The organism is Paraburkholderia caledonica NBRC 102488 (genome assembly GCF_000685095.1).
GTDB lineage: Bacteria > Pseudomonadota > Gammaproteobacteria > Burkholderiales > Burkholderiaceae > Paraburkholderia > Paraburkholderia caledonica.
This window is the reverse complement of sequence record NZ_BAYE01000002.1, coordinates 328,956-355,928: the sequence shown is the minus strand read 5'-3', so window position 1 is coordinate 355,928 and position 26,973 is coordinate 328,956. Positions and strand designations below refer to the sequence as shown.

Below are 26,973 nucleotides of genomic sequence, written 5' to 3'. Positions count from 1 at the left end.
TCATGACCGTCACCGTCACGCCCCCGTCTCAACGCGTCGAACCGGCATCCGGTATAACGGCCGCGAGCGCCTATGACCCGAACTGGACAATTCGCTGGTGCGAGCGCGGCTGGCTGCCGGACTTTGCGATTCGCGCCGGCATGCGGGCGCTGATGGCCAGGCGGCTCGCCGATGAACATGCAAATGACGGACAGCGCCGTGGCGAGGCACTCGAACTGCTCATCGACGATCTGCGCGCAAAGCCGATCGCGATTGAAACGCAGGCGGCCAACGCGCAGCACTACGAAATCCCCGGCGAGTTCTTCGAGGCGCATCTGGGCCCGCGTCTCAAGTACTCCTGCGGCTATTATCCAAGGGGCGATGAAACGCTATCCGAGGCCGAGGATTGCATGCTGGCGCTGTACGCTCAGCGGGCAGGTATCGAGGACGGGCAGTCCATTCTCGACCTTGGGTGCGGCTGGGGCGCGTTATCGCTGTGGCTCGCACAGCGGTATCCGCGTGCACGGATCGTCGGGCTTTCGAATTCGCATGGGCAGCGCGCGTTTATCGAGCACCGCGCGACCGAGCGCGGACTTTCCAATTTGCGCGTGGTGACGGGCGACGTCACGACCTTCGAGTTCGCGCCGGGCGACGTGGGCTTTGACCGCGTCGTTTCCGTCGAGATGTTCGAGCACATGAAGCACTATGGCTTGCTGCTCGCGAAGATCGCGCGCTGGCTGCGCGACGATGGCCAGCTTTTCGTTCACATCTTCGCGCACCGGCTGCTCGCATATTCTTTTGATGTCCGCGACGGCAGCGACTGGATGTCGCGCCATTTCTTCACCGGCGGCACGATGCCTTCGGCAAACCTGTTGCTGCGTTTTCAGGACGATCTCTGCGTGACGCGTCAGTGGTGGATCGACGGCACGCATTACGAACGGACCGCCAATCAGTGGCTCACTTCTCTCGACTCCGCGCGCGAGCGCGTGTTGCCGCTTCTCGCGGCAAGCGGCAATGCGCGCCTGGCGTTCCAGCGCTGGCGCATGTTCTATATGGCTGTCGCCGAACTGTTCGGCTATGCGCACGGACAGGAATGGGGCGTCGCGCATTATCTGCTGCGTAAGAGGGGTGAAGGAGCTTCATCCTTTTAGCGCAATGCTTTTCCAGACTGTGCCGGATTCCGGGCACGTCGCGCCCGTGCACAGCTCCATGTAGCCGTAGGTCTGCGGCTTTTTCTGGTTCTGTTCCTCGCGCTTATTCTTGCGCATCGCGGGAGTGAGATAGGGGTAGACGCGATGAATCGTGATTCGATCAAGCCGCACCTTCCCGGAGGGATCATTGGGCGCGGGATCGAGGAAGAAAAACTCTACGTCCACGGGAAAGCGTCCGTTCTCGCCATCATTAGCGCGGTACCAGTAAGAGTGCAGCAGGTTATCGGGCGGAGGACCAACCCCCATGTCGTTTCCTTTTTCCCTCACGCCCTTCTTGTCTACCCAGTAGCTTGCCAGATCAAGGCGTTGTTCAAGCAGGCGGCGACTGATGCCGGTAAGAGCGTTATGGAACCATAGCTCAAAGGAAACCGGCACGACTCGCACTTTCAACCTGTCGTCTGAATAGTCGAGCGGATCAGGGGGGGTTGAGAGATTCATCCTCACCTCAGGAAAGGCTCGATTAGTGAATACGTATTGTTTGCCTCCCCCTTCAGGCATATGGAATTCGGAGGATGCAAGTGTCCCGAAAGCAGGGTCGTCGGGATTAAATGGCCTGTCATCCCGCATCACTTCCATGACCTTATCAAGCAGTCGGAGTAGCGCCTGTTCCTGCGACGGCGCGATGTCGTCACTCATTTCAGTGCGCTCCAATTGACTGGATGACGTGGGCGTAGACGCTTGTGCATGTGCCTGGGTTACGCAACTGAGAACGGCCAGTCCAGCAATACTGGACCACTTCACCACACAAGAATGCATCCTGTTCATGTAGATAACTCGCATACGTGGAAGACCTGGCGCCTTCGCTTATCCCTTCAGCGCAATGCCCTTCCAGACGGTGCCGGATTCCTCATTGACATTGCATAGCCAGAACCACTGGCCGCGAACCATCGGACATGAGCCCCCTTGTTCCAGCGACACGGAGCGTACAGCATCGAACTTCTGCCCCCGCTCGACCTTCATCACGTCGGTCGGACCGTCCTTTGTCCAGCCTTCCCATATGCCGGATTCCGGGCACGTCGCGCCCGTGCACAGGTCCATGTAGCCGTAGGTCTGCCGCTTTTTCTGGTTCTGTTCCTCGCGCTTTTTCTTGCGCATCGCGGGCGTGAGATAGGGGTAGTCGCGACGAATCGTGATTCGATCGAGCCGCAACTTCCCGGAGGGATCATTGGGCGCGGGATCGAGGAAGAAAAACTCCACGTCCACGGGAAAACGTCCGTTCTCGCCATCATTAGCCCGGTACCAGTAAGAGTGCAGCAGGTTATCGGGCGGAGGACCGACCCCCATGTCGTTTCCTTCTTCCCTCACGCCCTTCTCGTCTACCCAGTAGCTTGCAAGATCAAGGCGTTGTTCGAGCAGGCGGCGACTGATTCCGGCGAGAGCGTTGTGGAACCATAACTCAAAGTAGGCGGGGACCGCTTGCACGCGCGTCCTGTCGTCAGAATAGTCGAGTGGGTCGGTCCACATCGACAAATCTACTTTTGCATCAGGAAAAGCGTTATTCGCAAACGAGTAATGTACTCCAGCCTCTCCTGGTCTTATGAAATAGGACGATTTGAGTTTGCCGAAGGCGGGGTCCTCCGGACTGAACGGCCTGTCATCCCGCATGATCTCCATGACCTTTCCGAGCAGTTGCAGGAGTGCCTGGTCCTGGGACGGGGTAATGTCACCACTCATGTCACTTTGCTCCGATTGACTGGATAACGTGAGCGTAGACGCTTGTGCATGTGCCTGGGTTACGCAACTGAGAACGGCCAGTCCAGCAATACTGGACCACTTCACCACACAAGAATGCATCCTGTTCATGTAGATAACTCGCATACGTGACTGCCATCGTTCGAGCCTGCTCCGGTGTGACATTTCTCACCTTGCAGACTTCAGCTTCGACCTTGTCCAGATCAACCTCAATGAATTTCCAGTCCGCTACCCCTTTCATCTGGGTATGAACCCCGTAGTAATAGAACATCAGCATCGCGTGAATACCTGCGCGGGCTAGACTATCGTGCGGAAACGGTGTGCGGAAGGCCAGTTCAAACGTTTCTCGTCCTGCGATTTTCCTGAAGCACTGCTCCATACCGGAGAATTCCCTGTAATCGTCAGGAAACGCGCCGAGTAGCGCAATCTGCCAGAATAGTTGCTGGCAGTGCCGCGCTTCGTGGTAGATGGTGTCGGCGAAATCAATCAGCGCGGCATTCGTTGTCGGACCGCCATTAACAGTCCGGATAATTTCATCAATGTCCCATCTCGACAGACAGAGCGTCCAATATTTCGCTGTGAAAGTCCGATGCGCAGCAAGGGGAAAGTGGTATTCGGGCGCGTTCGCGGCGGAAACAATTACGATAGCGGGCATGGCACCGCCGTCCGTTGCAATACCATCTGGCATGCCGAACGGACCCGCTTGGAGTGCATTCCAGATCTGGGTCTGGACCGCCGGCACGACGACTGCCGTCAGCTCCTTATCCGTCTTTCCCGCGAGACTCGCCCACTCGATTCTGCAAAGACTTTCCTTTACAGCGGCCGTGTAGCTCTTTGCAACCGGATACTCGATATCACTCCGATACTGGAACGCCGGCGGCGTATCTGCGGCCTTCGCATTCCTGAGCAGGTGACAGGTCCGCAAACCCCAGTTCATCGGATCACACCCAACGAACACAGGCGGCTTGCCATCCCCCGTCAGCCCGTCTCCCGGCGTTTCTGCTGACTTGCCGCCCACCTTCGTCGTGCGCTTTTCCGGCATCTCCACCGTTTCAGGTATGGGCAGACTGTCATCGCGCCACACCGTTGTCGTGCTCGCCGATATGACCTTATCCGGTTCGCTTTGCGACATGAGTTCCACAAGGCCGAACGAGACAGCGTTGCTCGTCGCCACCTGCATCTCGCCGCGCCCGTTCGTCACGCCCTCGATCACCTGACCGTCATCCAGCGTGATCCGGTATGGCTGGCCGCCGAGGATGAACCCGCCGCCGTCCTCAACCAGAACATGATGCGCAACCAGCCGCCCCGGGTTCTCCTGCGTCACTGGCAACGTGACCGGCGCAGCCTGCGGATCGTCTGTGGCGTGGCTCGCTGCATGAACGAGGTAATGCCCGTTCGTGTGAACTGTGACGCCTTGCGGCGTCAGCCGCAGCAGGGTTCCGCCCGCGTTGATTTCAATACCCTTCAGGGCGGCCAGCCGCAGCCATCCGTTCTGGCTGGTCACCGTCACGTCCTCCCGCGCCATTGCCTGGAGTCCATCGGTACGCGCTTCGAGGTGTATGCGCCCGGTCGCGGCGATCATTGTTATCGACTTGCTGGCATAAAATGCAATCGCTTCGCGCACGGAAGCAAACAGCGATTTAAGCGCAGCAATCGCAACGTTACCGCCCGCCGTCAATGCCGTATGTGTCCCGCTGACGATATGCGTATTGTCCTGCGCCGCCGCATGCAGATTCGCCGCGCTGGACACTGCAATGTCAGGCTGCACGAACTCGGGGAAGTCATGAGCACCGTCCGATGCTCTGCCACGTAGCGCGGCGTTTGCATCGCTGAGCGCCTTCGCAACGTCCTGTTGCGCCCCTGTGGGGTGCTGAGCGCCGTGCTGCTGTGCAGACAGCGCAAGTTCTTCGTGGATGCTGCGCGCCTCGGTCAGCCGTGCATGTGTCTCGTCCATGTCCTTGACCTTGCCCGCGGCCCCCGAGCGCCCCCATGAAGTGAATAGCAATCCCATCGAAGCGCGCAGAACGCCCCAGCGATCACTACGCAATTCGAAGCCTTCGCCGCGCGCGTCCTGTCGTCCCTTGTTACCGTCGATCCGTGTGATATGCCCCAGGCTAAGACTCGACTTGGCGTGGTCGCTCGCAAGTTGAGCCTGAAGTTTCCCCGCTGTATCGTCCAGCGCCAGGTGGTTCGACTGCGCGCCGTGGTCAAGGCTCTTGCTTCGTATGCCGCTTAAAGCCGCATTCGCGGGCAGTTCCCACGGTGGCGTATTGAAAAGGTCAGCGACGAAGCCCGCCACAACGGGCCGGTCCGGGTCGCCGTGAACGTGTGAAACCACGACCATCTGCCCGGCGCGTCCCGGCGTCACAACGCCGAGTTCGCCCCCTTGCCATTGCGTGACGACCCGGACCCAGATCGACGTTGCGCCGTCGAACCGGGCCTCGCGGTCCCAGTCAAACTGTATTAGCAGGCGGTTCCGGCTGTCGATCCACATTTCCCGGTCTTGGGGCGCGACGATCACCGCATACTCGTAACCCTCGACGCGCGGTTTCGGCGTCAGTTGCGGCAGGCGGTAATGCTCGCCAACGGGATGGAGTTCGAACTCTGCCTTTACCGCATAAGTGCGCCATGCGCTCGTTGACGTGCCGACTTCGCTTATATCCAGTTCGCAGGCGAGTACCAGATACTCGCGGTTTGCGCTGTCCTGCGGATAGTTGACAAGCCTGAATGTGCGACCCGGTTGCAGCCCCCGCAGACGACCCGTGCCCTTCGCACGCAATCCCGTGCAGCGGGCTGCTTCCACCTTCACGCGCGCCAGATACTGGCCTTCCTCCCTCGCGTCGCGGGGGTAGGACGATGGGAACGTATCTGGCTGCGCGAACTCGGCCGGCGCGTAAATTTCGATGTTCGGTTCGGCTGTGCCGCCAGCCGCTTCGTATGTCTGCCGGTTCGGCGCATTGGACCTGCGCAGACGTGGCTGCATGTAGTCATGGTCATTGACGCACGCCTTCCCCGCCGTCACGGTATACGTTACGGCCAGGTTGCTGATGTGTTCCTCGTCTATCCGGCCACCCGTGTGAAAACGCAGTTCCTCATAGGCAATGCCGTGCCGGTGGAACCCGCCTGACGTGTCGGAAACGACGAGAGTATGCCGGTCCTTCGCGTGTTCGAACCAGAACACCAGACCCCACTCTTCCATGAGTCGGAGTGCGAAATTCCAGTCCGATTCCCACGCCTGCCGCACCATATCGCGCGTCGGGTACCGACGCATGCCGTTCCACGAGCCGCCAATCCGCCAGTCGACCGAGCCCAGATATCGCCCGAACACCTTTTGCAGAATATCCACGACAGTGCCGCTAAAAATTCGAGAGTCGGAATTCTGCGTAGCCCGCCACATGAAAGGGCGCAGTACGAACTCATAAACGGCCGCGCGATCTTCCACACACTGGATGCGCGCCGAGACGATTTCACCGTTGATGTAACGGACATCGGCACCGATGTTCGAACGCCCGATGTCGCCTGGCTGGCCCGCTATAAAAGTGCCAATGCCTGAAATTTCGATTGCAACAGTGCCGTCAGTGCCGACAATCTGCGTCAGATCGATCTGCGTCGCATCAGTCGGGTTTAACAGAAGAGCAGCTTGGCTTTCCGCGACGACCACATACTCAAACAGTTCTCCCACCGCTTCACGCCCGCGCACACTACGCACGGCGGGCATCGGCTCGCGCACCTCTTCGCGGGCGCTGGCAATGCCGACTATTTGAGGAAGGGCGCGTCCGCTGAACGTGATACTTCGCGTGTTGACATGCCAGATCATAAGTTCGCCACGCCCGGATGAGCGTGGCTCCGCATCCAGTCCTGTCGCCAATGAGCGCGACGCGGCGACCTGCATGCGTGGTTCTGCCGGTAGCGATAATTGGCCAGGCGCCGCCGCAGTCAGGGCACTTCACAAGATGTCCGTCGAGTGCGACGCCCACGCCGAGATGTGTGAGGTTTGACGCTGCCTCGATGACTTCGCCGCCGTGGTCCGTCGAGTCCCCAAGGCGGCCCATTTCTCTACCGGTTGTTGCATCCTTCATCCGCGATTCCTGTTTTATCAAGTGACCGACAGTCGAGAGCGGCGTGTCCTGCCGCGTCGAGGTGGTTGTCTGACTGGACAGAGCCGGTCTAGGACACGCGCAGCCGCGATCGTCGGCTCATGCCCGCAATGATGTTGGACGTAGTGGCGGACAACGACTATCAGACGAGGATTAAATAGGGGCGGTACATATGCACGTGGCATATTCCATCGGGGAATGTGGTTCGAACGCCGCTCGCGGCACAGCTTTTAATGCCTTTGATGAGAGATGAAGGCATCAAGATATCTTCGATAGGCTCGCATCCGTCGGACCGCTCGCCTGAGCACATTGCGCTGACGCGTGACGACGGTTCGCATATCGAAGAGTTCTGGTGTGGGACAGAGGCGGATCGTCGCTCGCCGAGCGCCTCAGGAAGGCGCTAGAACGTGCGTCCATGAACACTGGAGTAGGGCAGTTGAAGGCGACGATAAGCCTGGCTGTCGCGAGCCTGCTGGACGCCGCGTCTGGCCCGCTGACGGTCTCTGATGCGTCAGCCCAGACGCTTGGCGTTCGAGGAGCCCTGCGGGAAGGCCGCCGATGCGTGACAAGCGACGACGTTCCACGCCTACTTCACTGTCCGGTCTTGACCGACTCTCCATTGCCGTCAGGCGACATGCTCTGCTTGTCCTTATCGGACATTTTCGGCTGATTTGCCATGTCACCGGGAACGCGGTTCCATGGACTCGAGACGGGCTCGCTGTGATAAGTCATGCCTGCAGTCGCTGCTCCATGAGATCCACCACTGCCGTTGCCGCCATTGCCATTGCCGCCCGCCTGAGCATAAGTCGCGTTGCACGCGCAGACCGTGGCGAAAGTGATGCTGGCCCAGACCAGGCTTTGCCTCAACTTTTTCATGATTTCTCTCCATTGAAAACCCGGCGCGGGCGGTGCCAGCGTCTGAGCCTTTTGTGCCGCTACAGAACGCCTGGTTGCCACGCGGCGAGGTGCAACCCGGTGCGCGTCGACGAGCGACGCCTTGTCTTCCGGCTTAAGGACTGTATCGACGTTGCCGGCCGGCAACGCGGAGCTATGACGGATATACGGTCAGACCTCCGCGCCGGATGCGCGGTGCTACCGTGGGCGTGTCAGAGCTTGCTGTGCAATATCGCGCTGCGATGACGCATCGGGTGCCGAGGTTCGGACAGCCACCTCGCAGAAGTCGAGACGACACCAGGCGTTATGCGTTCCCCTGCTAAGCATAGTTAAAACGCTCGCTTATCCGTGCGATCCGTCGTTGCTACGATCGCAGTTTGATCGTATCGACCTCACCGGAATTTCGAGCCGTGACACTTTCTATCTTTCGATTACTCGCCCGCGCGACGCTGAGCACGTTGCTCGCTGTCAGCGCAGCCCAGGCGCAAACCACAGTTAATGTTCCGGCTCCGCTGAAGTTGCGGATCGGCTATCAGAAGTCTTCGACGCTCATTACCATACTGAAAGCGCGCGGCTCGCTCGAGAAGGCACTGGCGCCGTTGGGCGTGAGCATTAGCTGGAACGAGTTTGCGAGCGGCCTGCCGTTGACCGAGGCGCTCAACGCCGACGCGGTCGACTTCAGCGCCGACGTTGCCGACACGGTTCCGGTGTTCGCGCAGGCGGCTCACGCGCGCTTCGTATATGTCGCACAGGAAGCGCCGTCGCCAGGCGCGCAGGCGATCATCGTGAAGCGCAACGGCCCCGTGCGCACGCTCGCCGATCTGAAAGGCCTGCGCGTCGCGGTGACCAAGGCCGCCGGCAGTCATTACCTGCTTCTCGCCGCGCTCGCCAAGGCGGGCCTCGCACCCGCCGACGTGCGCATCAGCTATCTGACGCCCGCCGACGGACGCGCCGCATTCGAGCGCGGCAGCGTGGACGCATGGGTCACATGGGACCCGTATGTCGCGTCTGTCGATCAGGCGCCGGACGTACGCATCCTCGCCAACGGCGCCGGCCTTGCCTCGTATCAGCGGTACTACCTCGCGTCGAGTAGCTTTGCCGCGGCCCACCCGGAGGTGATCAGCACCGTGTTCGCGCAGTTGTCGTCGGCGGGAGCCTGGGTGCGGAGCCATCCCGACGATGCAGCGAAACTGCTCGCGCCCATCTGGGGATTGGACGCCGCGACGATCGAGCGCGCGAACGGACGCCGCAGTTACGCGGTGCGGGCAGTGGAAACTCAAAACTTCGGTGAACAACAAAAGATCGCCGATACGTTCTACCGAGCTGGGCTTTTGCCGGCGCCCGTGGAGACGTCCACAGCGCTGCGTTGGAATTTTGTCGCGAAGCGCGCGGAGGTGGCGGGGGTGGCGCTCACTGCCCGTTGAATTGAGCCGTCACATTAGAAGCGGGCGCCACCCGCAAGAGCCTGCCATACATAGCGAGTGCCCTCTGCGGTCAGAAGCCACACTCTCCCGGCTTGCAAGCAACGTAATGCGAAAGGCAGGTCCTGGCAGTCGATAAGCACATTGCAAGGCTCCACCATCGCGTCACATTTCGCTAACGCGCGAATCTGAGCAATGCATCCGGCATGCGTTGAATCGGCGTGCCAGCACCGCTCCAGACAAACCCTGATTGCTGCGTCAAAGAGGCCACTGATATTGTTCGCGAGCGTGTGGAAGCGCTTCCACTTCCGCCTTCGTGGATGTCGACGCAGTCGCTCCTCGTATCTCGCCGCACCCGGTTCACTCAACTCAGCCGAGCATTCGCTTGCATGGAGAATCCGTGGCACACGACGCACTTTCCTCTCATTCGTCCGCCGATCCGTTTACGCCTGCCGCGGACTCGGCACTGTGGCGCAAGAACTTTCTGTTGGGTGCAGCCACCGCTTCGTATCAGATCGAAGGCGCGGTCGACGAAGACGGCCGACTGCCGTCGATCTGGGACACGTTCTGCGCGACGCCCGGCAAAGTGCTCGCCGGCGACAGCGGCGCCGTGGCATGCGATCACTATCATCGCTCGGAATCCGACGTTGACATGCTCGTTGGCCTCGGACTCGAAGGCTACCGCTTGTCAATTGCGTGGCCGCGTGTGATGGACGCCAACGGCGCGCCCAATCGCAAAGGGCTCGACTTCTATAAGCGCCTGCTGACGCGTCTGAAAGAGAAGGGCATCACGACCTTCGTGACGCTGTATCACTGGGATTTGCCGCAGCATCTGGAAGATCGCGGCGGCTGGCTCAATCGCGAAACCGCATACCGTTTCGCGGATTACGCGGATCTGATGAGCCGCGAGCTGGCCGGCACCGTCGATGCATGGGCGACGCTCAACGAGCCGTGGTGTTCCGCATATCTCGGCTATGGCAACGGCCATCATGCGCCCGGTCTCGCTAACGGACGCTTCGCCACGCAGGCAATGCATCACCTGCTGCTCGCGCATGGACTCGCGCTGCCTGTGCTGCGCGAGAACGATCCCGCGTCGCAAAAGGGCATCGTCGCGAATATCGGGCGCGGCACGCCCAACAGCGACAGTGCCGAGGATCGGCGCGCCGCGCAACTGTTCGAGATCCAGCACAATGCGTGGATTCTCGATCCGTTGCTGAAAGGTACTTATCCTGAGGCGCTTTTCGAATTGTGGCCGGGCACCGAGCCGTTGATACTCGACGGCGACATGCGGACCATTTCCGCACCGCTCGATTTTCTCGGCATCAACTATTACTTCCGCACCAATGTCGCGAGCGACGGCGCACACGGCTTCACGGAAGTGCCGCTCGAAGGCGTCGAGCGCACGCAGATGGGATGGGAAGTGTATCCGGACGGCTTGCGCGATCTGCTGATCGGCTTTAGCCGCGAGTATGCGAACCTGCCGCCGGTGTACATCACCGAGAACGGCATGGCCTCCGACGATGCAGTGATCGACGGATGCGTGAACGACACGCAACGCATTTCGTTTTTGAAGCGCCATCTCGCGGCGGTGGACGAAGCGATCAAGGCCGGCGTCGATATACGCGGCTATTTCCTATGGTCGCTGATGGACAACTTCGAGTGGGCATTCGGCTATGAGCGCCGTTTCGGTATCGTGCATGTCGATTACGCCACGCAGAAGCGCACGATGAAGCGCAGCGCCGAACTGGTGTCGCAATTTCTCAAGGAGCGCAAAGAGAGAAGCCAGCGCGCGTAAGAGTGAACGAGAAAGCAAAGGAAAGAGCAACGGTAGAGCAACGAAGAAGAAACACAAGCTGATTTGCATGTCGACCTGAAACACGGGCGCGAGCCTTTGGAGGAGACGGGATGAACAGCAGAAAAACGGTCTTGCGAGCCATGGTTGCGGCATTGGCGATGCATGGAGTGCTCGCGTATGCAGAGCCTTTGAAAGCCAACGTGATTCACTGGTGGACGTCGGGCGGCGAGTCCGCCGCGATCCGCCAGTTTGCCGATGCCTATAACAAGGCCGGCGGACAGTGGATCGACAACGCAGTTGCAGGGGCGGATCAGGCGCGCTCCACCGCGATCAACCGTATCGTCGGCGGCGATCCGCCCACCGCAGCGCAGTTCAATACGTCGAAACAGTTTCATGACCTGATCGATCAGGGGCTGCTCAACAATGTGGACGATGTCGCCGCGAAAGAGAACTGGAGTGGCGTGTTCCCGCAGTCGATACTCGACAGTATCAAGGTGAAAGGGCACTACTATGCCGCGCCCGTCGACATTCACATGCCGGCCTGGTTTTTCTACTCGAAGCCCGCGTTTCAGAAAGCCGGCATTACCGCCGAGCCGCAAAGCTACGACGAGTTCATCGCCGATCTCGGCAAGCTGAAAGCCGCAGGCGTGATTCCGCTCGCATTCGGCGGTCAGCCGTGGCAGGAAAAAATCACTTTCGATGCCGTGCTCGCCGACGTCGGCGGCCCCGATCTGTACCTGAAGGTGTATCGCGACCACGACGCGAATGCGGTGAAATCCGACGCGTTCAAAAAGGTGTTGATTGCATTCAAGCGCTTGCACGATTTCGTCGATGCCGGTTCGCCCGGCCGCAACTGGAACGATGCCACTGCACTCGTCATTTCCGGCAAGGCCGGTGTGCAGATCATGGGCGACTGGGCGAAGGGCGAATTCTCGGCGGCGAAGCAGAGCGCGGGCAAGGAATTTGGCTGCTTCCCAGGCTTCGGCCCGCATTCGCCATACCTCGTCGCGGGCGACGTATTCGTGTTTCCAAAGAGCGATAACGCCAGCACTGTAAAAGCACAGAACCTTCTTGCCACGGTGATGACCTCGCCGCCCGCGCAAGTCGCATTCAGCGCGAAGAAAGGCTCGATTCCGATTCGCCCCGATGTGGATGCGGGCAGACTCGACATTTGCGCGAAGGAGGGCATTGCAATCATGAAGGACAAGTCGCGTCAGCTGCCGAATCCGGAAATGCTGCTTTCACCCGATACTCAAGGCGCACTGATCGACGTCGTCACCAACTTCTGGAACAAGAACCAGTCGGTCGACGACGCGCAGAAGGCGTTTGCCGGCGCGTTGAAGAGCTAGGCGCAATATGCACGCGCTCAAGCTGCATGCGTCGCGGTCCGGATCCAGGTCCGGGTCCGGATCGCGCAAAAAGCCCTTGAAAAAGCCGCTGAAGAAGCGCTTTTCGATTGCGGCATGGCTCGCATTGCTGCCGATGATCCTGACCGTCGTGTTCGCCTATCTCGGCACGATGGTCTGGACCGCGCGCGTTTCGCTTAGCAATTCACGCACGTTTCCATCGGGCGACTTCGCGGGGTTGACGCAATACGTGAGGCTCTTCAACAATGCCCGGTGGTTGTTGTCGCTGCAAAACATCGTGATTTACGGTGCATGTTTCATTGTCGCTTGCATGGTAATCGGTTTGCTGCTCGCCATCTTTATCGATCAGCGTGTCGTCGCTGAAGGCGCGTTGCGCACTGTGTTTCTGTATCCGTACGCGATGTCGTTCGTGGCTACGGGCCTTGTCTGGCAGTGGATTCTGAATCCGGAGCTAGGCGCGCAGGCCGTGCTGCATAAGCTCGGTTTCGTTCATGCGCGCTTCGACTGGATCGTCGACCAGGACTGGGCGATCTACACGATTGTCATTGCCACCGTATGGCAGGCGTCGGGTCTCGTGATGGCGTTGCTGCTGGCGGGCTTGCGAGGAATAGACGACGAACTGTGGAAGGCCGCGCGTATCGACGGCATTCCGCGCTGGCGGGTCTATGCGAGCATCGTCGTGCCCATGCTCGGACCGTCGATCTCCACCGCGTTCGTGCTGCTCTTCGTGATGGTCGTCAAGCTCTACGACGCGGTGGTCGCGATGACTCAAGGCGGCCCCGGCACCGCGAGCGAGGTGCCGGCGAAGTTCATCATGGACTATCTGTTTGGCCGCGCGAACATTGGCCTCGCGTCGGCGGCTTCGATCGTTCTGCTTGCAACCGTGCTCGCGATTCTCACGCCGTTCTTCTATGCCCGCAGCCGCGCGGCGTTGCGCAAGGAGGTGTGATGAACACCCTCGGTTCTCCGCTGAAACGCGCCGCGCCGCATACCGCGCCAAAGGGGCGCCGCCGTGCGGCATTCACACCGGCGCGCGTCGGCGTTTATCTGTTTCTGCTCAGCGCGGCACTATTTTTTCTGCTGCCGCTCTACGTGATGCTGGTCACGTCCTTCAAACCGATGAGCGAGATCCGTCTCGGCAATCTGCTCGCTCTTCCAGCGCATTTCACGTTGCACGCGTGGAGCGCCGCGTGGGAGTCCGCGTGCACGGGGCTCGATTGCAATGGCATTCAGGTCGGCTTCTGGAACTCCGTGCGTATCGTCGTGCCGAGCACACTGTTCTCGATTGCAATTGGCGCGGTGAACGGTTACGCGCTGTCGTTCTGGCGTCCGCGTGGTGCGGGCATCTTGTTCGGCGTGTTGTTGATGGGCGCATTCATCCCTGTGCAGGTGATGGTCTATCCGCTCGTGCGAGTGCTCGCGAGCGTGCATCTGTTCAGTTCGCTGCCGGGTATCGTCGTGATTCATACGATCTTCGGCATGCCTGTGATGACGCTGCTGTTCCGAAACTACTACGCGTCGATTCCGCAAGAGCTTTTCAAGGCGGCGCGCATCGACGGCGGCGGTTTCTGGCGTATCTTTGTCCAGCTGATGCTGCCTATGTCCACACCGATCATTGTGGTGGCGGTCATCATGCAGGTGACGGGCATCTGGAACGACTTCATTCTCGGCCTCGTGTTCGCGGGCACGAAGAATCTGCCGATGACCGTGCAACTGAACAACATCATCAATACGACGACCGGCGAGCGGCTTTATAACGTCAACATGGCGGCGACGATCCTGACCTCGCTGGTGCCGCTTGCTGTGTACTTCATTTCGGGCCGCTGGTTTGTCCGCGGCATTGCGTCCGGTGCGGTCAAAGGATAAAGCGATGACCTACGTGGTTAAACAGGCGAACACGCTCGCAAGTCCACTGACAGGCGCGGCTGACATGACAGAATCCGCGGACACGGCACGAACAGACAACATGCCTGGCGTCGCAGACACCGCCGACGCCGCGCATGCGGCGAACGTTGCGGTGCGCAATCTGACCATCCGGCTCGGTGGCAACACGGTGATCGAAAATCTCGATCTCGACGTGCAACCCGGCGAATTCGTCGTGCTTCTCGGACCCTCGGGCTGCGGCAAGTCCACGTTGCTGCACAGTATTGCCGGGTTGATCGACGTGACCGACGGCAACATTGAAATCGCCGGCGAAGACATGACGTGGGCCGATCCGAAAGATCGGCGCATTGCACTCGTATTCCAGTCATACGCGCTGTATCCGACGATGAGCGTGGAGCGCAATCTGTCGTTTGCGTTGCGCATCAACGGTACGCCGAAGGCAGAAATCGCGCGGCGTGTGGCGCGCGCCGCCGAGATGCTCCAACTCGGGCCGCTGCTCAAACGCAAGCCGGCGCAACTGTCGGGCGGTCAACGGCAACGCGTGGCGATCGGCCGCGCGATCGTGCGCGAAGCAGACGTGTTTCTATTCGACGAGCCGCTGTCGAATCTCGACGCCAAACTGCGGACCGAACTGCGCCGTGAGTTGAAGCAATTGCACCAGCGTCTCGGCGCAACGATGATCTACGTGACGCACGACCAGGTCGAAGCGATGACCCTCGCCACGCGCATGGCCGTGATGCGAGGCGGCGCGATCCAGCAGTTCGGCACACCTGCTGAGGTCTATGCGCGGCCTGCCAATCTCTTTGTCGCGACGTTTCTCGGCACGCCCGCGATGAACCTCGTCAACGGCACGCTGGAGGAGCGTGACGGCGCGCTGCATTTCTGCACGGAGCAGTGGAGGCTTGACGTGTCGAACTACGCGTTCGTCGATCGATCCGGCGAATCACCGCCGCAATCACAATCGCAATCGCCACCCCGCCCATGCGTGCTAGGTGTTCGCGCAGAAGACGTGCGCATTGGTCCAACGCAGAGCGGCGAAGCAGCTGCCGAGCGCGCGAAAATTTCGCTCGTGGAGCCGATGGGCAACCACCGCGTCGTCTGGCTCGACTATCATGGAGTGCAGATCGCGTCGATCGATCAAAGCAAGACGCCGGTAATGCCCGGCGATACGCTGGCGTTCTCGCTCGACAGCACACATGTCTCGCTTTTCGACGCGGCGAGCGGCGCGCGGTTGTAGCGCGCCGGTGTGAGGGTCGTTGAAAACGGCAAGGTGTGACGGAGAACCGTGTGGCAACACTGAAAGATGTCGCGGCGCTGGCTGGTGTCGGCATGTCGACCGCGTCGCGCGTTATATCCGGTAAGGGCCCGGTCTCAGCCGACGCCGCATCGCGCGTGCTGGCTGCAATCGAGCAGCTGAACTTCCGTCCGTCTTCCATCGGCCGCGCGATGGCCACGCAGTCGCTCGGCATGATCGGTATTTTCGTGCCGACGTTTTTCGGCTCCTATTACGGCACCATCCTCAAACAGACCGATACTGAACTGCGCGCCGTGCGCCGGCATGTGGTGGTCGCAACCGGCTGCGGAGAAGTGTCGCCGCGCGAGCAGGCTATCGAGGCTGTGCGTTTTCTGATTGGCCGCGACTGCGACGGCGTCGTGGTGATCAGCCATGATCTGCACGATGAAGACCTGATCATGCTGCATCGGATGCATCCGAAAATGGTGTTCCTCAATCGAGCGTTCGACCAGGTCCCGGAGGCGTCGTTTTGCGCGGATCATCGGTACGGCGGCGAACTGGCGGCGCGCACGCTCCTTGAGCACGGGCACCGCGACATCGCCGTGATTTCCGGGCCTTTTACGGCTTCTGACAACCTGACGCGGCTCGAAGGCTTCTTCGCGGAGCTCGAACGCGCCGGCATTTCGCGCAGCGACGTGACCTTGATCGAATCAGACTTCTCGCCGGAAGGCGGCTACGCTGCCGCGCAGAAACTGCTCGATTCGAAGCGGCGCTACACGGGTCTCTTCTGCGCGAACGACACAATGGCGGTCAGCGCGCTCGCGCGTTTCCACGAAGCCGGCATTTCGGTGCCGGACGAATTGTCGGTGATCGGTTACGACGACGACTACTCCGCCGCTTATACGGCGCCCGGCCTCACGTCGGTGCACATTCCAACGGCCGAACTGACGCAAAACGCGGTGCGCTGGCTTCTCAACCAGTGTTATCGAACGACGTGGGAGATATTCCGCGAGTTTCCGGTGAGCGTCACAACGCGCGAGTCGGTGGGGCCGGCGCCGGGCGCCAAGCCCGCTTCGATCAGCGCGTCGTGTTTCGGCGGCGCCTGATCGTCTCTTCCGGAAGGCCGCCGGCGGCCCGTGCTGAGCGTTAGGCGCCGCTGCGCAGCGCTTCTTCATGGCGCTGGCGCGCCTCTTCTTCGAGCCGCGTGTCTTCGAGCTCCTGCAGCACCGCTTCCAGATCGACCGGCGTCGTATCGGCTTCGACGTGACCCGTCAACTGCGCATCCACGTGCAAGGCGCCGGCTTCGTAAAGCGACCAGATTTCCTTGCCGTAATTCGTTTTAAGCAACGCCGGCGCGAACTGGCCGAAATACGTGGCGAGGTTGTTCACGTCGCGTTCCAGCATCGCGGGCGCTTCCAGGTTGCCGGCGGCGTCTACCGCTTGCGGCAGGTCGATGATCACGGGGCCGTCGGCGGCAAGCAGAATGTTGTATTCGGACAGATCGCCGTGAATCATGCCGGCACACAGCATACGCACGACCTGATTGACGAGCAGTGCATGCAGTTCGAGCGCGCGCGCCTCGCTCATATCGACATCGTTCAGACGCGGCGCTACATTGCCTTCCGCGTCGGTCACGAGTTCCATCAGCAACACGCCGTCGCTGCAAATGAAGGGTTGCGGCACGCGCACGCCGGCGTTGGCCAACTGGAAAAGCGCACTGACTTCGGCGTTCTGCCAGGCCTGTTCCTGCACTTCGCGGCCGTAACGGCTGCCTTTTTCCATCGCGCGTTGCTGACGGCTGTTCTTGACCTTGCGACCTTCGCGATACGACGCAGCCTGACGAAAGCTGCGCTGTTTGACATCCTTATAGACCTTCGCGCAGCGCGTGGAGTCGCCGCTGCGCACCACGTACACGGTGGCTTCCTTGCCGCTCATCAATTGGGATATGACTTCGTCGATCAGACCTTCCTCGACTAGCGGGAGCAAACGTTTCGGCGTTTTCATGCGACCGCCCGAATGTGGCGGCAGGCGCGGCAGCCGTGCGCGGCGGCAGGCGGGGAGAAGTGGTGCGGGATTCGAGTCATGCCGGATTATAAACGCTGCGCTCGCGCGGCTCTTTATTGACGCGAGTCGCTGCTGCCACACGACCCAGCACGATTCACGGATGCCCGCGTCAAAAACACGTTCCTCGCGCACCGAACTGGAATGCTGGCGCTCCTGGCGACGCGGTAGCCGCGACAACGTTTGCGCGATCCCACTTGTACCACCGGCATCTGTTCCGACGAAACGCTTTGCAGTTTTACCCGCTATTTCACGGGCTAAAATGCGCTGCTGCTTGCCAATGGTGTAATAGTCCGCAACAGTGCTGTGCGGTTTTCGCGCATTGTCTCCGCGACCTTATCGCGTAGACTTGGGGGCAACGAAAACTGGTTACGGGGTCTGAGATGTTGGCGGTTTTCTTTATCGCCTGTCCGATCTGCATTGCGGCGCTGTTCGGTTTCGCGCGGCATGTCGATCCGCGCACAGGTCACTTCAAACGTTGATTCAACGCCGCGATTTTCGCCGACACGGGCAGGTAAGTGCCGTTGCCGGCCTTCAGCTGTGGCCGGTCTGGTCCGCGGGCCTTGCCTTCAGGTACCGAATCGCGGCACGATGCGCGATAACCTGAGTTTGGGGCGGCATCGCGTATGCAAGACTTTCTGGGAAATCTGGCGACACGCGCAAGCGTGCTCAAGGGCGTGCTTCCATTGAGCCGCACGGCGGCGTTACGCGATGCGCTGGCGGGCGTGCAACTCGCGTCGATGGACATCCCACAGGTGCTCGGCTACGCGCGCATTGCCGGCATGCCGGCTGTTACCGGCCTTTACACCGTCTTTCTGCCGCTTATTGCGTTTGCCTTCTTCGGTGCGTCGCGGCATCTCGTCGTCGCAGCGGATTCAGCCACCGCCACCATCTTCGCGAGTCGCCTGTCGACCATGGCGCCGGTTTCGAGCGCGGAATACGCGTCGCTCGCCGCGATGGTCGCATTGCTCACCGCTGCCTTGTTGTTCGTCGCGCGCATTTTCAGACTGGGCTTTCTAGCCGACTTCCTGTCGCGCACTGTGCTCGTAGGCTTTCTTGCCGGAGTCGGCGTTCAGGTGGGCATTGCGATGCTGGGCGACATGCTCGGCCTGACAGGACACGCGGCGCGCAGTGTGGATCAGCTTGTTCTCGTCGCGCGTGACTGGGCGCGACTCGATGTTCCGACACTTGCGATTTCCGTGCTGGTCGTCGTGGCAGTTCTATTCTTCAAACGTGTCTGGCCGCGGTTGCCGGTACCGTTGATTGCGGTCGTGGCGGGAATCGCCGCGAGCGATATGTACGGCTTTGCCGCACGTGGCATCGCAGTACTCGGCCCGGTTGCCGGAAGCTTGCCGCCGCTGCGCATGCCGTCGGTGACATGGGAGCAGATGCTCGATCTCGTGCCGGTTGCCGCCTCGTGTTTCGTGATGATCGTCGCGCAAAGCGCCGCGGCGAGCCGCGTATTTGCCGAGCGTCACCACGAAGCGACCGACACGAATGCCGACCTGCTCGGCATCGCCGCGGCCAACGCAGCCGCTGCGTTTTCCGGGGCATTCGTGGTGAACGGCAGTCCGACGCAGACTGCGATGGCCGATCAAGCCGGCACGCGCAGCCAGTTCGCGCAGATCGTATTCGCGGCCGTCGTGGTAGTCGTTCTGCTGCTTTTCAGCCGGTTCTTGCAGTATCTGCCGCGCTGCATTCTCGCAAGCATCGTATTCACAATCGCCGTCGGATTGATCGACCTGACGACCCTGCTCGCGATTCGCCGCGAGAGTCCGGGTGAGTTCGCGCTCGCGGTGTTCACAGCCGCAGCCGTGGTACTGATCGGCGTCGAACACGGCATTCTGGTAGCGGTTGCGTTGTCGTTACTGCGCCATGTGCGCCACAGCTACCGTCCGCATACGATGATTCTCGCGCCCGGCGACGACGGCGTCTGGGTGCCGGTGCCCGCGATTCCCGGCTCACAGACTGCGCCGGGTTTGATCGTGTATCGCTTCGGCGCCGACCTGTTCTATGCGAATGACCACTTTTTCGTCGACGACGCCCGGCGCCTGATCGACCACGCGCCGAGCACGGTGCGCTGGTTCGTGGTGGATGCGAGCGCGATTACCGACCTCGATTATTCGGCGTCGCGCTCCGTGGGCGAACTATGCGGGGTGCTGAAACGAAGCGGCATCAAGGTGATTTTCGCTCGTGTGAACCCCTATTTACGCTCGGATATGGACCGGCACGGCATCACGCCGATTATCGACGAAAGCTGTATTTTCGGCACGTTGCACGAAGCGCTGCGCGCGGCAGGCGTGGACCAGCCCGTTGCGAAATGAACGCGTTAGCTTTTCGACGTCAGCATCTTCAGGCCGGCAATGCCGAACATGATCGCGAGAGAGCCGTCCAGCCAGCGCCGGATCGCAATGTAGACGCGCCGCGCGGACGCCGTTGAAAACAGCAGCGCATAACTGCTGAACACGGACGCGCCAATGCACATGCAGCCGAGCACGATTGGCGCGATATGCGACGTACCGCCCGCTGGCGACATGGCGAGCGACACGATAGACATCCACACGAGAACGGCCTTCGGATTGGTTAGATGCAGCAGCAGGCCACGCAGATAAAGCCGCGTGAGCGGCTCGTTGCGGCGAGCCTCGCTCGCGGGCATTGCACCGGGAGCGAAGGCCGTGCGCGCCGATTTAAAGCCTAGCCACAGCAGATAAATTCCACCGGCGACCTTGATCGCCGCGAGGCATTCCGAGCATGTGGCGAGTACCGCCGATAAACCGAGCGAAGCCAGCAGCGCCCAGAAGAACGATCCCGACACCACACCCAACGCGAAGGTGAGCGCCGAGCGCCGCCCCGCGCTCATAGCGAGAGACATGATCGCCAGATTGCTCGGGCCGGGGCTTGCCGTGCCGACGAAGTAGGCGCTATAGGCGATCAGGACATCGGCGGTGAGAAAGGCAGTGGGCGTCATGGGCTGCAACTCGGGGCGGACAGTGGGAACGACGATTCTGCGCGCCGAAGCATTCAGCGCACAGATACAGTTGAACGCGCGTCGATCGGAACACTCGTGGGCAATGCTTCGTCTACGCCGCGTTTTATTGGTTCGCCGCCGTGCCGATGCACTCGGCGAGCGCGCCTGCCACCGCCTGCCGGCTATGCCGCGGACGCTGCACGAGGCCTATTTCCCGGTGAAACGTAGCCTCTTCGAGCGATAGGGCGGCCACTCCGGCGGGCCAGTTGCCGAGGCCCGCAGTGTCAGGGATCAACGCGACGCCGATGCCGCGCGCGACCAGTTGCACGATCGCCTGCAATTCGTCGAGTTCCAGCACGTCTTGTACATTCAGCCGCGAGCGCCGCAGAAAGCGGTCGACCAGGCGCCCGCCGAACGAGGTGCGGTCGTAGCGGATAAACGGCTCGCTTTTCAACAGTTCGCGCCACGATCGCTTGCCGCGCGCGAGCGCTTTCGGCACGAGCAGCACGAACGGTTCAGTGACGAGCGTGCGCCATTCCAGTTCCGAGGGCAGCGCAAATGGCGGCTTGATGATGACGGCCAGATCGAGTTCGCCCGAGTCGACCTGCCCGAGCAGATTGAGCGATACGCCGGGCACGACGCGAATTCGCCAGCCGGGACGGTCCACCCGAAAGCGCGACAGTGCAGTCGCGAGAAATGACACTTGCGCCGACGCAATGGCGCCTATCCGCAGCATGCCGCTCTCCGCCGCGACCGTGCCCCGTTCGGACAGGCGCGCGTAGAGCGTCATCATTTCTTCGGCGAGCGCGAGCGTTTCGCGTCCTGCGTCGTTAAGCGTGGCGGAGCGGCCCGTGCGATCGAACAGCGCAAAGCCAAGCTCTTCTTCGAGCCGCTGCATCTGCGCGCTGACGGCCGACTGCGTGAGCCCGATGCGAGCCCCCGCGCCGGAAAAAGTGCCGTACTGGCTCACGGCAATGAAGGTTTTGAGTTCGGAAAGCATGCTTCGATTGATCGGTTCTCGTGTTGGTCAGATCAAATATATATCGTTTTTCACCAATTTTAATTGTGGTTAAGCTAATGGCGACTCAGGCACGTTGCTCAGGCAGGTTGCCGTCGAAATCATCAACCGCATCACCTACTCAACCAGCGAGCCTCACATCATGAGCGTTGCCGACACCGTCTTGCCGCCGTTTCACCTGGCGTTTCCTGTTCATAGTCTCGCCGCTGCGCGCGAGTTTTATGGCGAATTGCTCGGCTGCCCCGAAGGGCGCAGTTCCGAGCAATGGGTCGATTTCAACTTTTATGGGCACCAGATAGTCGCGCATCTCGCGCCGGAAGAAGTGGGCCACCGCCAGACCAGCAAGGTGGACGGCGACGCCGTGCCGGTGCGCCACTTCGGCGCCGTGCTTTCAATGGAGCAATGGCAGGCCGCCGCGGACAAGCTGCAGAAAGCGGGCATCGACTTCATCATCGAGCCGCATGTGCGTTTCAAGGGCGAAGTCGGCGAACAGGCGACCATGTTCTTTCTCGATCCGTCGGGCAATGCGCTCGAATTCAAGGCGTTCGCCGACATGTCGTCTCTGTTCGCGAAGTGAAGGTATGAAAAAAGCGTAGGCTGACTGAAATATGACGGCGGCCGGCCGTAACTGACGACCGTCCGTCCTTGGCTTTTCCTTACGATTAGCTTCCTGACATTCTCGCCATTTTCGCGTCATGCAGGTGTTGGTGCTAGCGATCTAGCATAAGCGCCAGTTCTCCATCCTTACCTGCTCACGGCAGTCACCTGCACTTTACTCAGGCGCGTTTCATGTGGATTGTCAACGTTGCGCTTAAGCGGCCGTACACGTTCATCGTGATGGCCATTCTGATCGTGCTGGCGACGCCTTTCGTGCTGTTCACCACGCCGGTCGATGTGCTCCCGGAAATCAACATTCCGGTGGTCAGCATCATCTGGACATACAACGGCTTGTCCGCCGAGGACATGGCCCACCGGATCGCCTCGGTCAACGAACGCAGTCTGACCACCACCGTCAACGACATCGAGCATATCGAGTCGCAATCGCTCGCGGGCATCACGATCCTGAAGGTGTTTCTGCAGCCGACCGCGAACATACAGACCGCGATTGCGCAGACGGTGGCCGTTGAACAGGCGCAGCTCAAGCAGATGCCGCCGGGCGCCACGCCGCCGCTGGTGATCAGTTATTCGGCCTCCAGCATTCCGGTGATTCAGCTGGGCCTGTCGAGCACCAAGCTCTCCGAGCAACAGCTCAACGATACCGCGCTGAACTTCCTGCGGCCGCAGCTGGTGACGATCCCCGGCGCGGCCGTGCCTTATCCGTATGGCGGCAAATCGCGGCTGATCTCCGTCGACCTCAACACACGCGCGTTGCTCTCCAAAGGTCTCACCCCGCTGGACGTGGTCAGCGCGTTCAACGCGCAAAACCTGATTCTGCCCACCGGCACGGCGAAGATCGGACCGAAGGAATACACGATCAACATGAACGGCTCGCCGTCCACGCTCGAAGGGCTCAACGATATTCCGGTGCGCACGGTCAACGGGGCGACGACCTATCTGCGCGAAGTCGCTCACGTGCGCGACGGTTTTTCGCCGCAAACCAATATTGTTCGCGAGAACGGCCATCGCGGCGTGTTGATGTCGGTGCTGAAAAACGGCAGCGCGTCGACGCTCTCGATCGTCAACACGCTGCACGGCTTGCTGCCCGCCGCACGTGCGGCGCTTCCGCCGGATCTGAAGATTACCGCGCTGTTCGACCAGTCCGTGTTCGTGAAAGCGGCAGTGCAGGGCGTGGTCCGCGAGGCGGTGGTAGCCGCGGCGCTGACCGCCGCGATGATTCTGCTTTTTCTCGGCAACTGGCGCAGCACCTGCATCATCGCAATTTCGATTCCGTTGTCGATCCTGTCCTCGCTAATCGCTTTGCATGCGCTCGGGCAGACCATCAACATCATGACGCTCGGCGGCCTCGCGCTCGCGGTGGGTATCCTCGTCGACGATGCGACCGTAACGATCGAGAACATCGAACGGCATCTGCATATGGGCACCAACCTGCATGATGCGATTCTGGAAGGCGCAGGTGAAATCGCCATTCCGGCACTCGTCTCGACGCTGTGTATCTGCATCGTCTTCGTGCCCATGTTCTTTCTGACCGGCGTGGCGCGCTACCTGTTCGTGCCGCTCGCCGAAGCGGTGGTCTTCGCGATGCTTGCGTCGTACGTTCTGTCGCGCACACTCGTGCCCACGCTGGCCATGCTGCTGATGGGCCACGCGCACAAGCCGAAAGCCGATGCGAAGCCGAGTTTGTTCGCACGTCTTTATCGGCGCTTTGATAACGGCTTCGAGCGCATGCGGGCCGCCTACATCGTCATTCTCAGCAGTCTGCTCGTGCGCCGTGCCCGCTTCGGCAGCGTTTTTCTCGGCTTTTGCGTGGTGTCGATGGGGCTGGCATTCGTGCTGGGCGAAGACTTCTTCCCGAGTGTCGACGCAGGCAATATCCGCTTGCATATGCGCGCGCCGACGGGCACACGGATCGAGGAAACCGCACGTCTTGCCGATGAAGTCGAAAAGGTGATCCGCGAAGTCGTGCCCGAGAAAGAACTCGGCACGATCCTCGACAACCTTGGTTTGCCGTACAGCGGTATCAACCTTTCGTACAGCAATGCGGGGACGATCGGCACGCTCGACGGCGAAATACAGATCGCGTTGAAAGAAGGTCACGAGCCGACACAACTCTATGTGGACAAGCTGCGGGCCTTGCTGCCACAACGTTTTCCGGGCGTGGAGTTTTTCTTTCAGCCGGCGGACATCGTTACTCAAATTCTCAACTTCGGGCTTCCGGCAGCCGTGGATGTACAGATCGCCGGCGCGGATCAACAGGGCAACTTCGACGTCGCGCGCAAGCTGCTCAAACAGGTGCGCATGATTCCAGGCACCGTCGACACGCACATCCAGCAGAAACTCGACGAGCCCGCCATCAACCTGCAAATGGATCGCACCCGTTTGCAGCAACTCAACCTCACGGCCAGCAATGTCGCGCAGAACGTGCTGATTTCGCTATCGGGAAGTTCGCAGACGTCGCCGGGCTTCTGGTACAACGACCGCAATGGGGTCGAGTACAACGTTGCAGTGCAAACGCCGCAGTACAGCATTTCGTCGATCGACGACCTGTTGCGCACGCCGGTGTCGGCCTCGGCAACGGGGCCGACGCAACTGCTCGGCAACCTTGTGCGCGTGCAGCCGCAAAACCAGTTCGCGGTAGTCACGCACTACAACATCAGGCCGGTCATCGACCTTTACGTGAGCGTCGATAAACGCGACCTGGGAAGCGTCGCGGATCAGGTCGACAAGCTCGTCGAACAGGCGCGCGCGTCGCTTCCCCGCGGGAGCCAGATCACCGTGCGCGGCCAGGTACAGACGATGCGCAGTTCCTATTTCGGGCTCGGCCTAGGCGTGGCGATGGCGATCGTGCTCGTGTACCTGCTGATCGTCGTGAATTTCCAGTCGTGGGTCGATCCTCTCATTATCGTGAGCGCTTTGCCTGCGGCTCTCGCCGGCATTGTGTGGATGCTGTTCCTGACCGGCACGCATCTGAGTGTGCCGGCGCTCACGGGCGCGATCATGACGATGGGCGTCGCCACGGCCAACAGTATTCTGATGGTTGCGTTCGCGCGTCAGCGGCTTTCCGCCGGCGCGCCGCCGCTCACCGCGGCGCTCGAAGCAGGAGCGAGCCGCATCCGCCCGGTGCTGATGACCGCGTTCGCAATGATCATCGGCATGATTCCGATGGCGCTCGGTCTCGGCGAAGGCGCCGAGCAGAACGCGCCGCTCGGCCGCGCGGTGATCGGCGGATTGCTGTTTGCGACGGTGTCCACGCTGTTTTTCGTGCCGCTGGTGTTCGCTGGCATTCATACGCGCCTCGCGCGTCGCCATCCGAAGGATCACGAAGAGAGTGACAACGGCGGCGCGGGCGAACCGGCCTGAAGTCGAACAGGCAAAAACAGAAAAATTGCCGAAACGTGAAGCAAACGGCTACCCAGGCTAACGGAGCTAGCTAACCGAGATGGCTAACTGAGATGACCGAAAAAACTCATGCATCGCTGGCGATTCCGTCGCGAGAGACCGAAAGCGGCCATGCACTGCCGCCGCGCAATCGCGAATGGAAGCGCGCGAAGATCGCCCTCTGGATCATGCTGGCATTGCTCGCATTGGGAGCCTTGCGCACCGTGATTGCAAACCTCATGCAAAACCGCACCGTCGAGCAAACGACGAAGCAGAACGCCACGCAATATGTGACCGTGGCGAGCCCAACGCGGGCCGAAGGCGGTGGCAGCACTACGTTGCCGGGCACGCTGCGCGGCAGTGTCGAATCGCCGATATTCGCGCGCTCCACCGGCTATTTGCTGCGCTGGTACGCCGACATCGGCACGCGCGTCAAGCAGGGGCAGTTACTCGCCGAACTCGATACGCCGGAAATCGATCAGGAGCTGGCGCAGGCACTCGCGCAGCGCCAGCAAACCAGTTCGAGTCTCGCGCTTGCGAAGAGCTCGCTCGAACGCTGGCAGCAATTGCGTCAGCGTGATGCGGTCTCGCAACAGGAGCTCGACGAACGGCAGAGCACGTATACGCAGGACGTGGCGAACCTGGCCGCCGCCGACGCCAACGTCCAGCGCTTGCGCCAGCTCGAATCGTTCAAGCGGATCGTCGCGCCGTTTGCGGGCGTGGTCACGCAACGCAACGTCGACGTAGGCGATCTGATCGATGCGGGTAGCGGTACGAGCCGGGCGCTGTTCGCGCTAGCGCAGTCGGACCCGCTGCGGGTTTATGTGCAATTGCCGCAGGCGTATGCGCAGAACGTGTCGGTCGGCCAGAACGTGGTGGTCACGCAGGCCGAACTTCCCGGCCAGCAGTTTCATGGCACCGTCACGCATATCTCGGGCGCGATCGACGTGCCGACTCGCTCGCTGCAAGTCGAAGTGACATTGCCGAATCCCGATAGCAAGCTGCGTCCGGGTGCTTATGTGCAAGTGGCGCTGCCGTCGGCTGCCCGCGCGCAATGGATGGTGCCTGGCAACGCATTGCTGTTTCGCGCCGAGGGTCCGCGGGTTGCGGTCGTCGACGTGAAAGGCATTGTGCAGTTGCGCAAGATCGTGATCGCGCAGGATCTCGGGCAGACGCTCGAGATAGAAAGCGGGATCGATGGAAACGACAGAGTGATCATCAACCCGAGTGATTCGATTGCGGACGGCGATCATGTCGAGATCGCGCAACCGCAGAAGAACACGAAGGGGGCGTCGTGAAACCCACGCGCGGCGGCAGGGGCGTCGCCAGGGTTGCCGCGGCGGTCGGTGCGGCTGC

19 protein-coding genes and 1 pseudogene are annotated in these 26,973 nt (G+C 60.9%); 12 read left to right on the top strand and 8 right to left on the bottom strand.

The features are described from left to right. The first annotated feature begins 2 nt into the window (after positions 1 to 2). Complete coding sequence (locus BCA01S_RS05405; RefSeq protein WP_027776053.1) at positions 3 to 1,130, top strand: SAM-dependent methyltransferase; 1,128 nt, start codon at positions 3 to 5, stop codon at positions 1,128 to 1,130. Here BCA01S_RS05405 and BCA01S_RS36435 read toward each other — a convergent pair. The 5 genes and pseudogenes from BCA01S_RS36435 to BCA01S_RS05385 all read right to left on the bottom strand — a co-directional run bounded on the left by BCA01S_RS36435 (position 1,119) and on the right by BCA01S_RS05385 (position 7,855). Next, positions 1,119 to 1,826: a hypothetical protein gene (locus tag BCA01S_RS36435; RefSeq protein ID WP_052369407.1), complete on the bottom strand. Its 708-nt coding sequence runs from the start codon at positions 1,824 to 1,826 to the stop codon at positions 1,119 to 1,121. The two genes, BCA01S_RS05405 and BCA01S_RS36435, sit on opposite strands and share 12 nt — an antisense overlap. A gap of 168 nt (positions 1,827 to 1,994) precedes the next feature. Beyond that, positions 1,995 to 2,864, bottom strand: coding sequence for a hypothetical protein (locus BCA01S_RS05395; protein WP_027776052.1), 870 nt, complete (start codon positions 2,862 to 2,864; stop codon positions 1,995 to 1,997). 1 nt (position 2,865) lies between these two features. Continuing rightward, positions 2,866 to 6,699 (bottom strand): type VI secretion system Vgr family protein, encoded by a 3,834-nt coding sequence (locus BCA01S_RS05390; protein ID WP_027776051.1) that lies wholly within the window; start codon positions 6,697 to 6,699, stop codon positions 2,866 to 2,868. Between the two features lie 10 nt (positions 6,700 to 6,709). Beyond that, positions 6,710 to 6,961: pseudogene (locus BCA01S_RS36890) on the bottom strand (PAAR domain-containing protein); the annotation flags it as partial. Positions 6,962 to 7,570: 609 nt separating this feature from the next. Continuing rightward, the gene (locus BCA01S_RS05385) at positions 7,571 to 7,855 is read right to left on the bottom strand and encodes a hypothetical protein (RefSeq protein WP_027776050.1); all 285 of its coding nucleotides are present in this window, start codon (positions 7,853 to 7,855) and stop codon (positions 7,571 to 7,573) included. Between the two features lie 428 nt (positions 7,856 to 8,283). On the opposite strand from BCA01S_RS05385, the gene BCA01S_RS05380 reads away from it, so the two are divergent. From BCA01S_RS05380 to BCA01S_RS05350, 7 genes are all read left to right on the top strand, one after another. Then, entirely contained in the window at positions 8,284 to 9,297 is a 1,014-nt protein-coding gene (locus BCA01S_RS05380; protein ID WP_084166764.1) for an aliphatic sulfonate ABC transporter substrate-binding protein, read from the top strand. A 397-nt stretch (positions 9,298 to 9,694) separates the two neighbouring features. Next, positions 9,695 to 11,089, top strand: coding sequence for a GH1 family beta-glucosidase (locus tag BCA01S_RS05375; protein WP_027776048.1), 1,395 nt, complete (start codon positions 9,695 to 9,697; stop codon positions 11,087 to 11,089). A 110-nt stretch (positions 11,090 to 11,199) separates the two neighbouring features. After that, a complete protein-coding gene (locus BCA01S_RS05370; protein WP_027776047.1) occupies positions 11,200 to 12,438 on the top strand; it encodes an ABC transporter substrate-binding protein in 1,239 nt (412 codons plus the stop codon). Positions 12,439 to 12,445: 7 nt separating this feature from the next. Beyond that, positions 12,446 to 13,405 (top strand): carbohydrate ABC transporter permease, encoded by a 960-nt coding sequence (locus BCA01S_RS05365; RefSeq protein WP_027776046.1) that lies wholly within the window; start codon positions 12,446 to 12,448, stop codon positions 13,403 to 13,405. Next, complete coding sequence (locus tag BCA01S_RS05360) at positions 13,405 to 14,322, top strand: carbohydrate ABC transporter permease (RefSeq protein WP_027776045.1); 918 nt, start codon at positions 13,405 to 13,407, stop codon at positions 14,320 to 14,322. Before BCA01S_RS05365 ends, BCA01S_RS05360 begins: the two co-directional genes overlap by 1 nt. Before the next feature lie 4 nt (positions 14,323 to 14,326). Next, positions 14,327 to 15,577: an ABC transporter ATP-binding protein gene (locus BCA01S_RS05355; protein WP_027776044.1), complete on the top strand. Its 1,251-nt coding sequence runs from the start codon at positions 14,327 to 14,329 to the stop codon at positions 15,575 to 15,577. Between the two features lie 50 nt (positions 15,578 to 15,627). Next, positions 15,628 to 16,680 (top strand): LacI family DNA-binding transcriptional regulator, encoded by a 1,053-nt coding sequence (locus BCA01S_RS05350; protein ID WP_027776043.1) that lies wholly within the window; start codon positions 15,628 to 15,630, stop codon positions 16,678 to 16,680. Between the two features lie 40 nt (positions 16,681 to 16,720). Here the strand turns inward: BCA01S_RS05350 and BCA01S_RS05345 are convergent, their stop codons facing one another. Further along, positions 16,721 to 17,578, bottom strand: a complete 858-nt coding sequence (locus BCA01S_RS05345) for a PA4780 family RIO1-like protein kinase (protein ID WP_027776042.1) — start codon at positions 17,576 to 17,578, stop codon at positions 16,721 to 16,723. A gap of 683 nt (positions 17,579 to 18,261) precedes the next feature. On the opposite strand from BCA01S_RS05345, the gene BCA01S_RS05335 reads away from it, so the two are divergent. After that, complete coding sequence (locus BCA01S_RS05335; RefSeq protein WP_027776041.1) at positions 18,262 to 19,959, top strand: SulP family inorganic anion transporter; 1,698 nt, start codon at positions 18,262 to 18,264, stop codon at positions 19,957 to 19,959. Between the two features lie 5 nt (positions 19,960 to 19,964). Here BCA01S_RS05335 and BCA01S_RS05330 read toward each other — a convergent pair whose 3' ends face one another. Continuing rightward, positions 19,965 to 20,603: a LysE family translocator gene (locus BCA01S_RS05330; protein ID WP_027776040.1), complete on the bottom strand. Its 639-nt coding sequence runs from the start codon at positions 20,601 to 20,603 to the stop codon at positions 19,965 to 19,967. Between the two features lie 124 nt (positions 20,604 to 20,727). Continuing rightward, positions 20,728 to 21,603 (bottom strand): LysR family transcriptional regulator, encoded by an 876-nt coding sequence (locus BCA01S_RS05325; protein WP_027776039.1) that lies wholly within the window; start codon positions 21,601 to 21,603, stop codon positions 20,728 to 20,730. 160 nt (positions 21,604 to 21,763) lie between these two features. Between BCA01S_RS05325 and BCA01S_RS05320 the strand changes: the two genes are divergently transcribed. The 3 genes from BCA01S_RS05320 (at position 21,764) to BCA01S_RS05310 (ending at position 26,915) form a co-directional block, all read left to right on the top strand. Then, positions 21,764 to 22,198 carry a VOC family protein gene (locus BCA01S_RS05320; protein WP_027776038.1) on the top strand — a complete coding sequence of 145 codons (435 nt, stop codon included), beginning with the start codon at positions 21,764 to 21,766 and terminating at the stop codon, positions 22,196 to 22,198. A 212-nt stretch (positions 22,199 to 22,410) separates the two neighbouring features. After that, entirely contained in the window at positions 22,411 to 25,599 is a 3,189-nt protein-coding gene (locus BCA01S_RS05315; RefSeq protein ID WP_027776037.1) for an efflux RND transporter permease subunit, read from the top strand. 92 nt (positions 25,600 to 25,691) lie between these two features. Beyond that, the gene (locus BCA01S_RS05310; RefSeq protein WP_027776036.1) at positions 25,692 to 26,915 is read left to right on the top strand and encodes an efflux RND transporter periplasmic adaptor subunit; all 1,224 of its coding nucleotides are present in this window, start codon (positions 25,692 to 25,694) and stop codon (positions 26,913 to 26,915) included. Positions 26,916 to 26,973: the final 58 nt, after the last annotated feature.

Coding starts and splice junctions, on each gene's coding strand:
- BCA01S_RS05310 (WP_027776036.1), top strand. CDS start 25,692: ATGACCGAAAAAACTCATGCATCGCTGGCGATTCCGTCGCGAGAGACC.
- BCA01S_RS05320 (WP_027776038.1), top strand. CDS start 21,764: ATGAGCGTTGCCGACACCGTCTTGCCGCCGTTTCACCTGGCGTTTCCT.
- BCA01S_RS05390 (WP_027776051.1), bottom strand. CDS start 6,699: ATGATCTGGCATGTCAACACGCGAAGTATCACGTTCAGCGGACGCGCC.
- BCA01S_RS05315 (WP_027776037.1), top strand. CDS start 22,411: ATGTGGATTGTCAACGTTGCGCTTAAGCGGCCGTACACGTTCATCGTG.
- BCA01S_RS05325 (WP_027776039.1), bottom strand. CDS start 21,603: ATGCTTTCCGAACTCAAAACCTTCATTGCCGTGAGCCAGTACGGCACT.
- BCA01S_RS05385 (WP_027776050.1), bottom strand. CDS start 7,855: ATGAAAAAGTTGAGGCAAAGCCTGGTCTGGGCCAGCATCACTTTCGCC.
- BCA01S_RS05355 (WP_027776044.1), top strand. CDS start 14,327: ATGACCTACGTGGTTAAACAGGCGAACACGCTCGCAAGTCCACTGACA.
- BCA01S_RS05360 (WP_027776045.1), top strand. CDS start 13,405: ATGAACACCCTCGGTTCTCCGCTGAAACGCGCCGCGCCGCATACCGCG.
- BCA01S_RS05405 (WP_027776053.1), top strand. CDS start 3: ATGACCGTCACCGTCACGCCCCCGTCTCAACGCGTCGAACCGGCATCC.
- BCA01S_RS05335 (WP_027776041.1), top strand. CDS start 18,262: ATGCAAGACTTTCTGGGAAATCTGGCGACACGCGCAAGCGTGCTCAAG.
- BCA01S_RS05330 (WP_027776040.1), bottom strand. CDS start 20,603: ATGACGCCCACTGCCTTTCTCACCGCCGATGTCCTGATCGCCTATAGC.
- BCA01S_RS36435 (WP_052369407.1), bottom strand. CDS start 1,826: ATGAGTGACGACATCGCGCCGTCGCAGGAACAGGCGCTACTCCGACTG.
- BCA01S_RS05395 (WP_027776052.1), bottom strand. CDS start 2,864: ATGAGTGGTGACATTACCCCGTCCCAGGACCAGGCACTCCTGCAACTG.
- BCA01S_RS05370 (WP_027776047.1), top strand. CDS start 11,200: ATGAACAGCAGAAAAACGGTCTTGCGAGCCATGGTTGCGGCATTGGCG.
- BCA01S_RS05345 (WP_027776042.1), bottom strand. CDS start 17,578: ATGAAAACGCCGAAACGTTTGCTCCCGCTAGTCGAGGAAGGTCTGATC.
- BCA01S_RS05365 (WP_027776046.1), top strand. CDS start 12,446: ATGCACGCGCTCAAGCTGCATGCGTCGCGGTCCGGATCCAGGTCCGGG.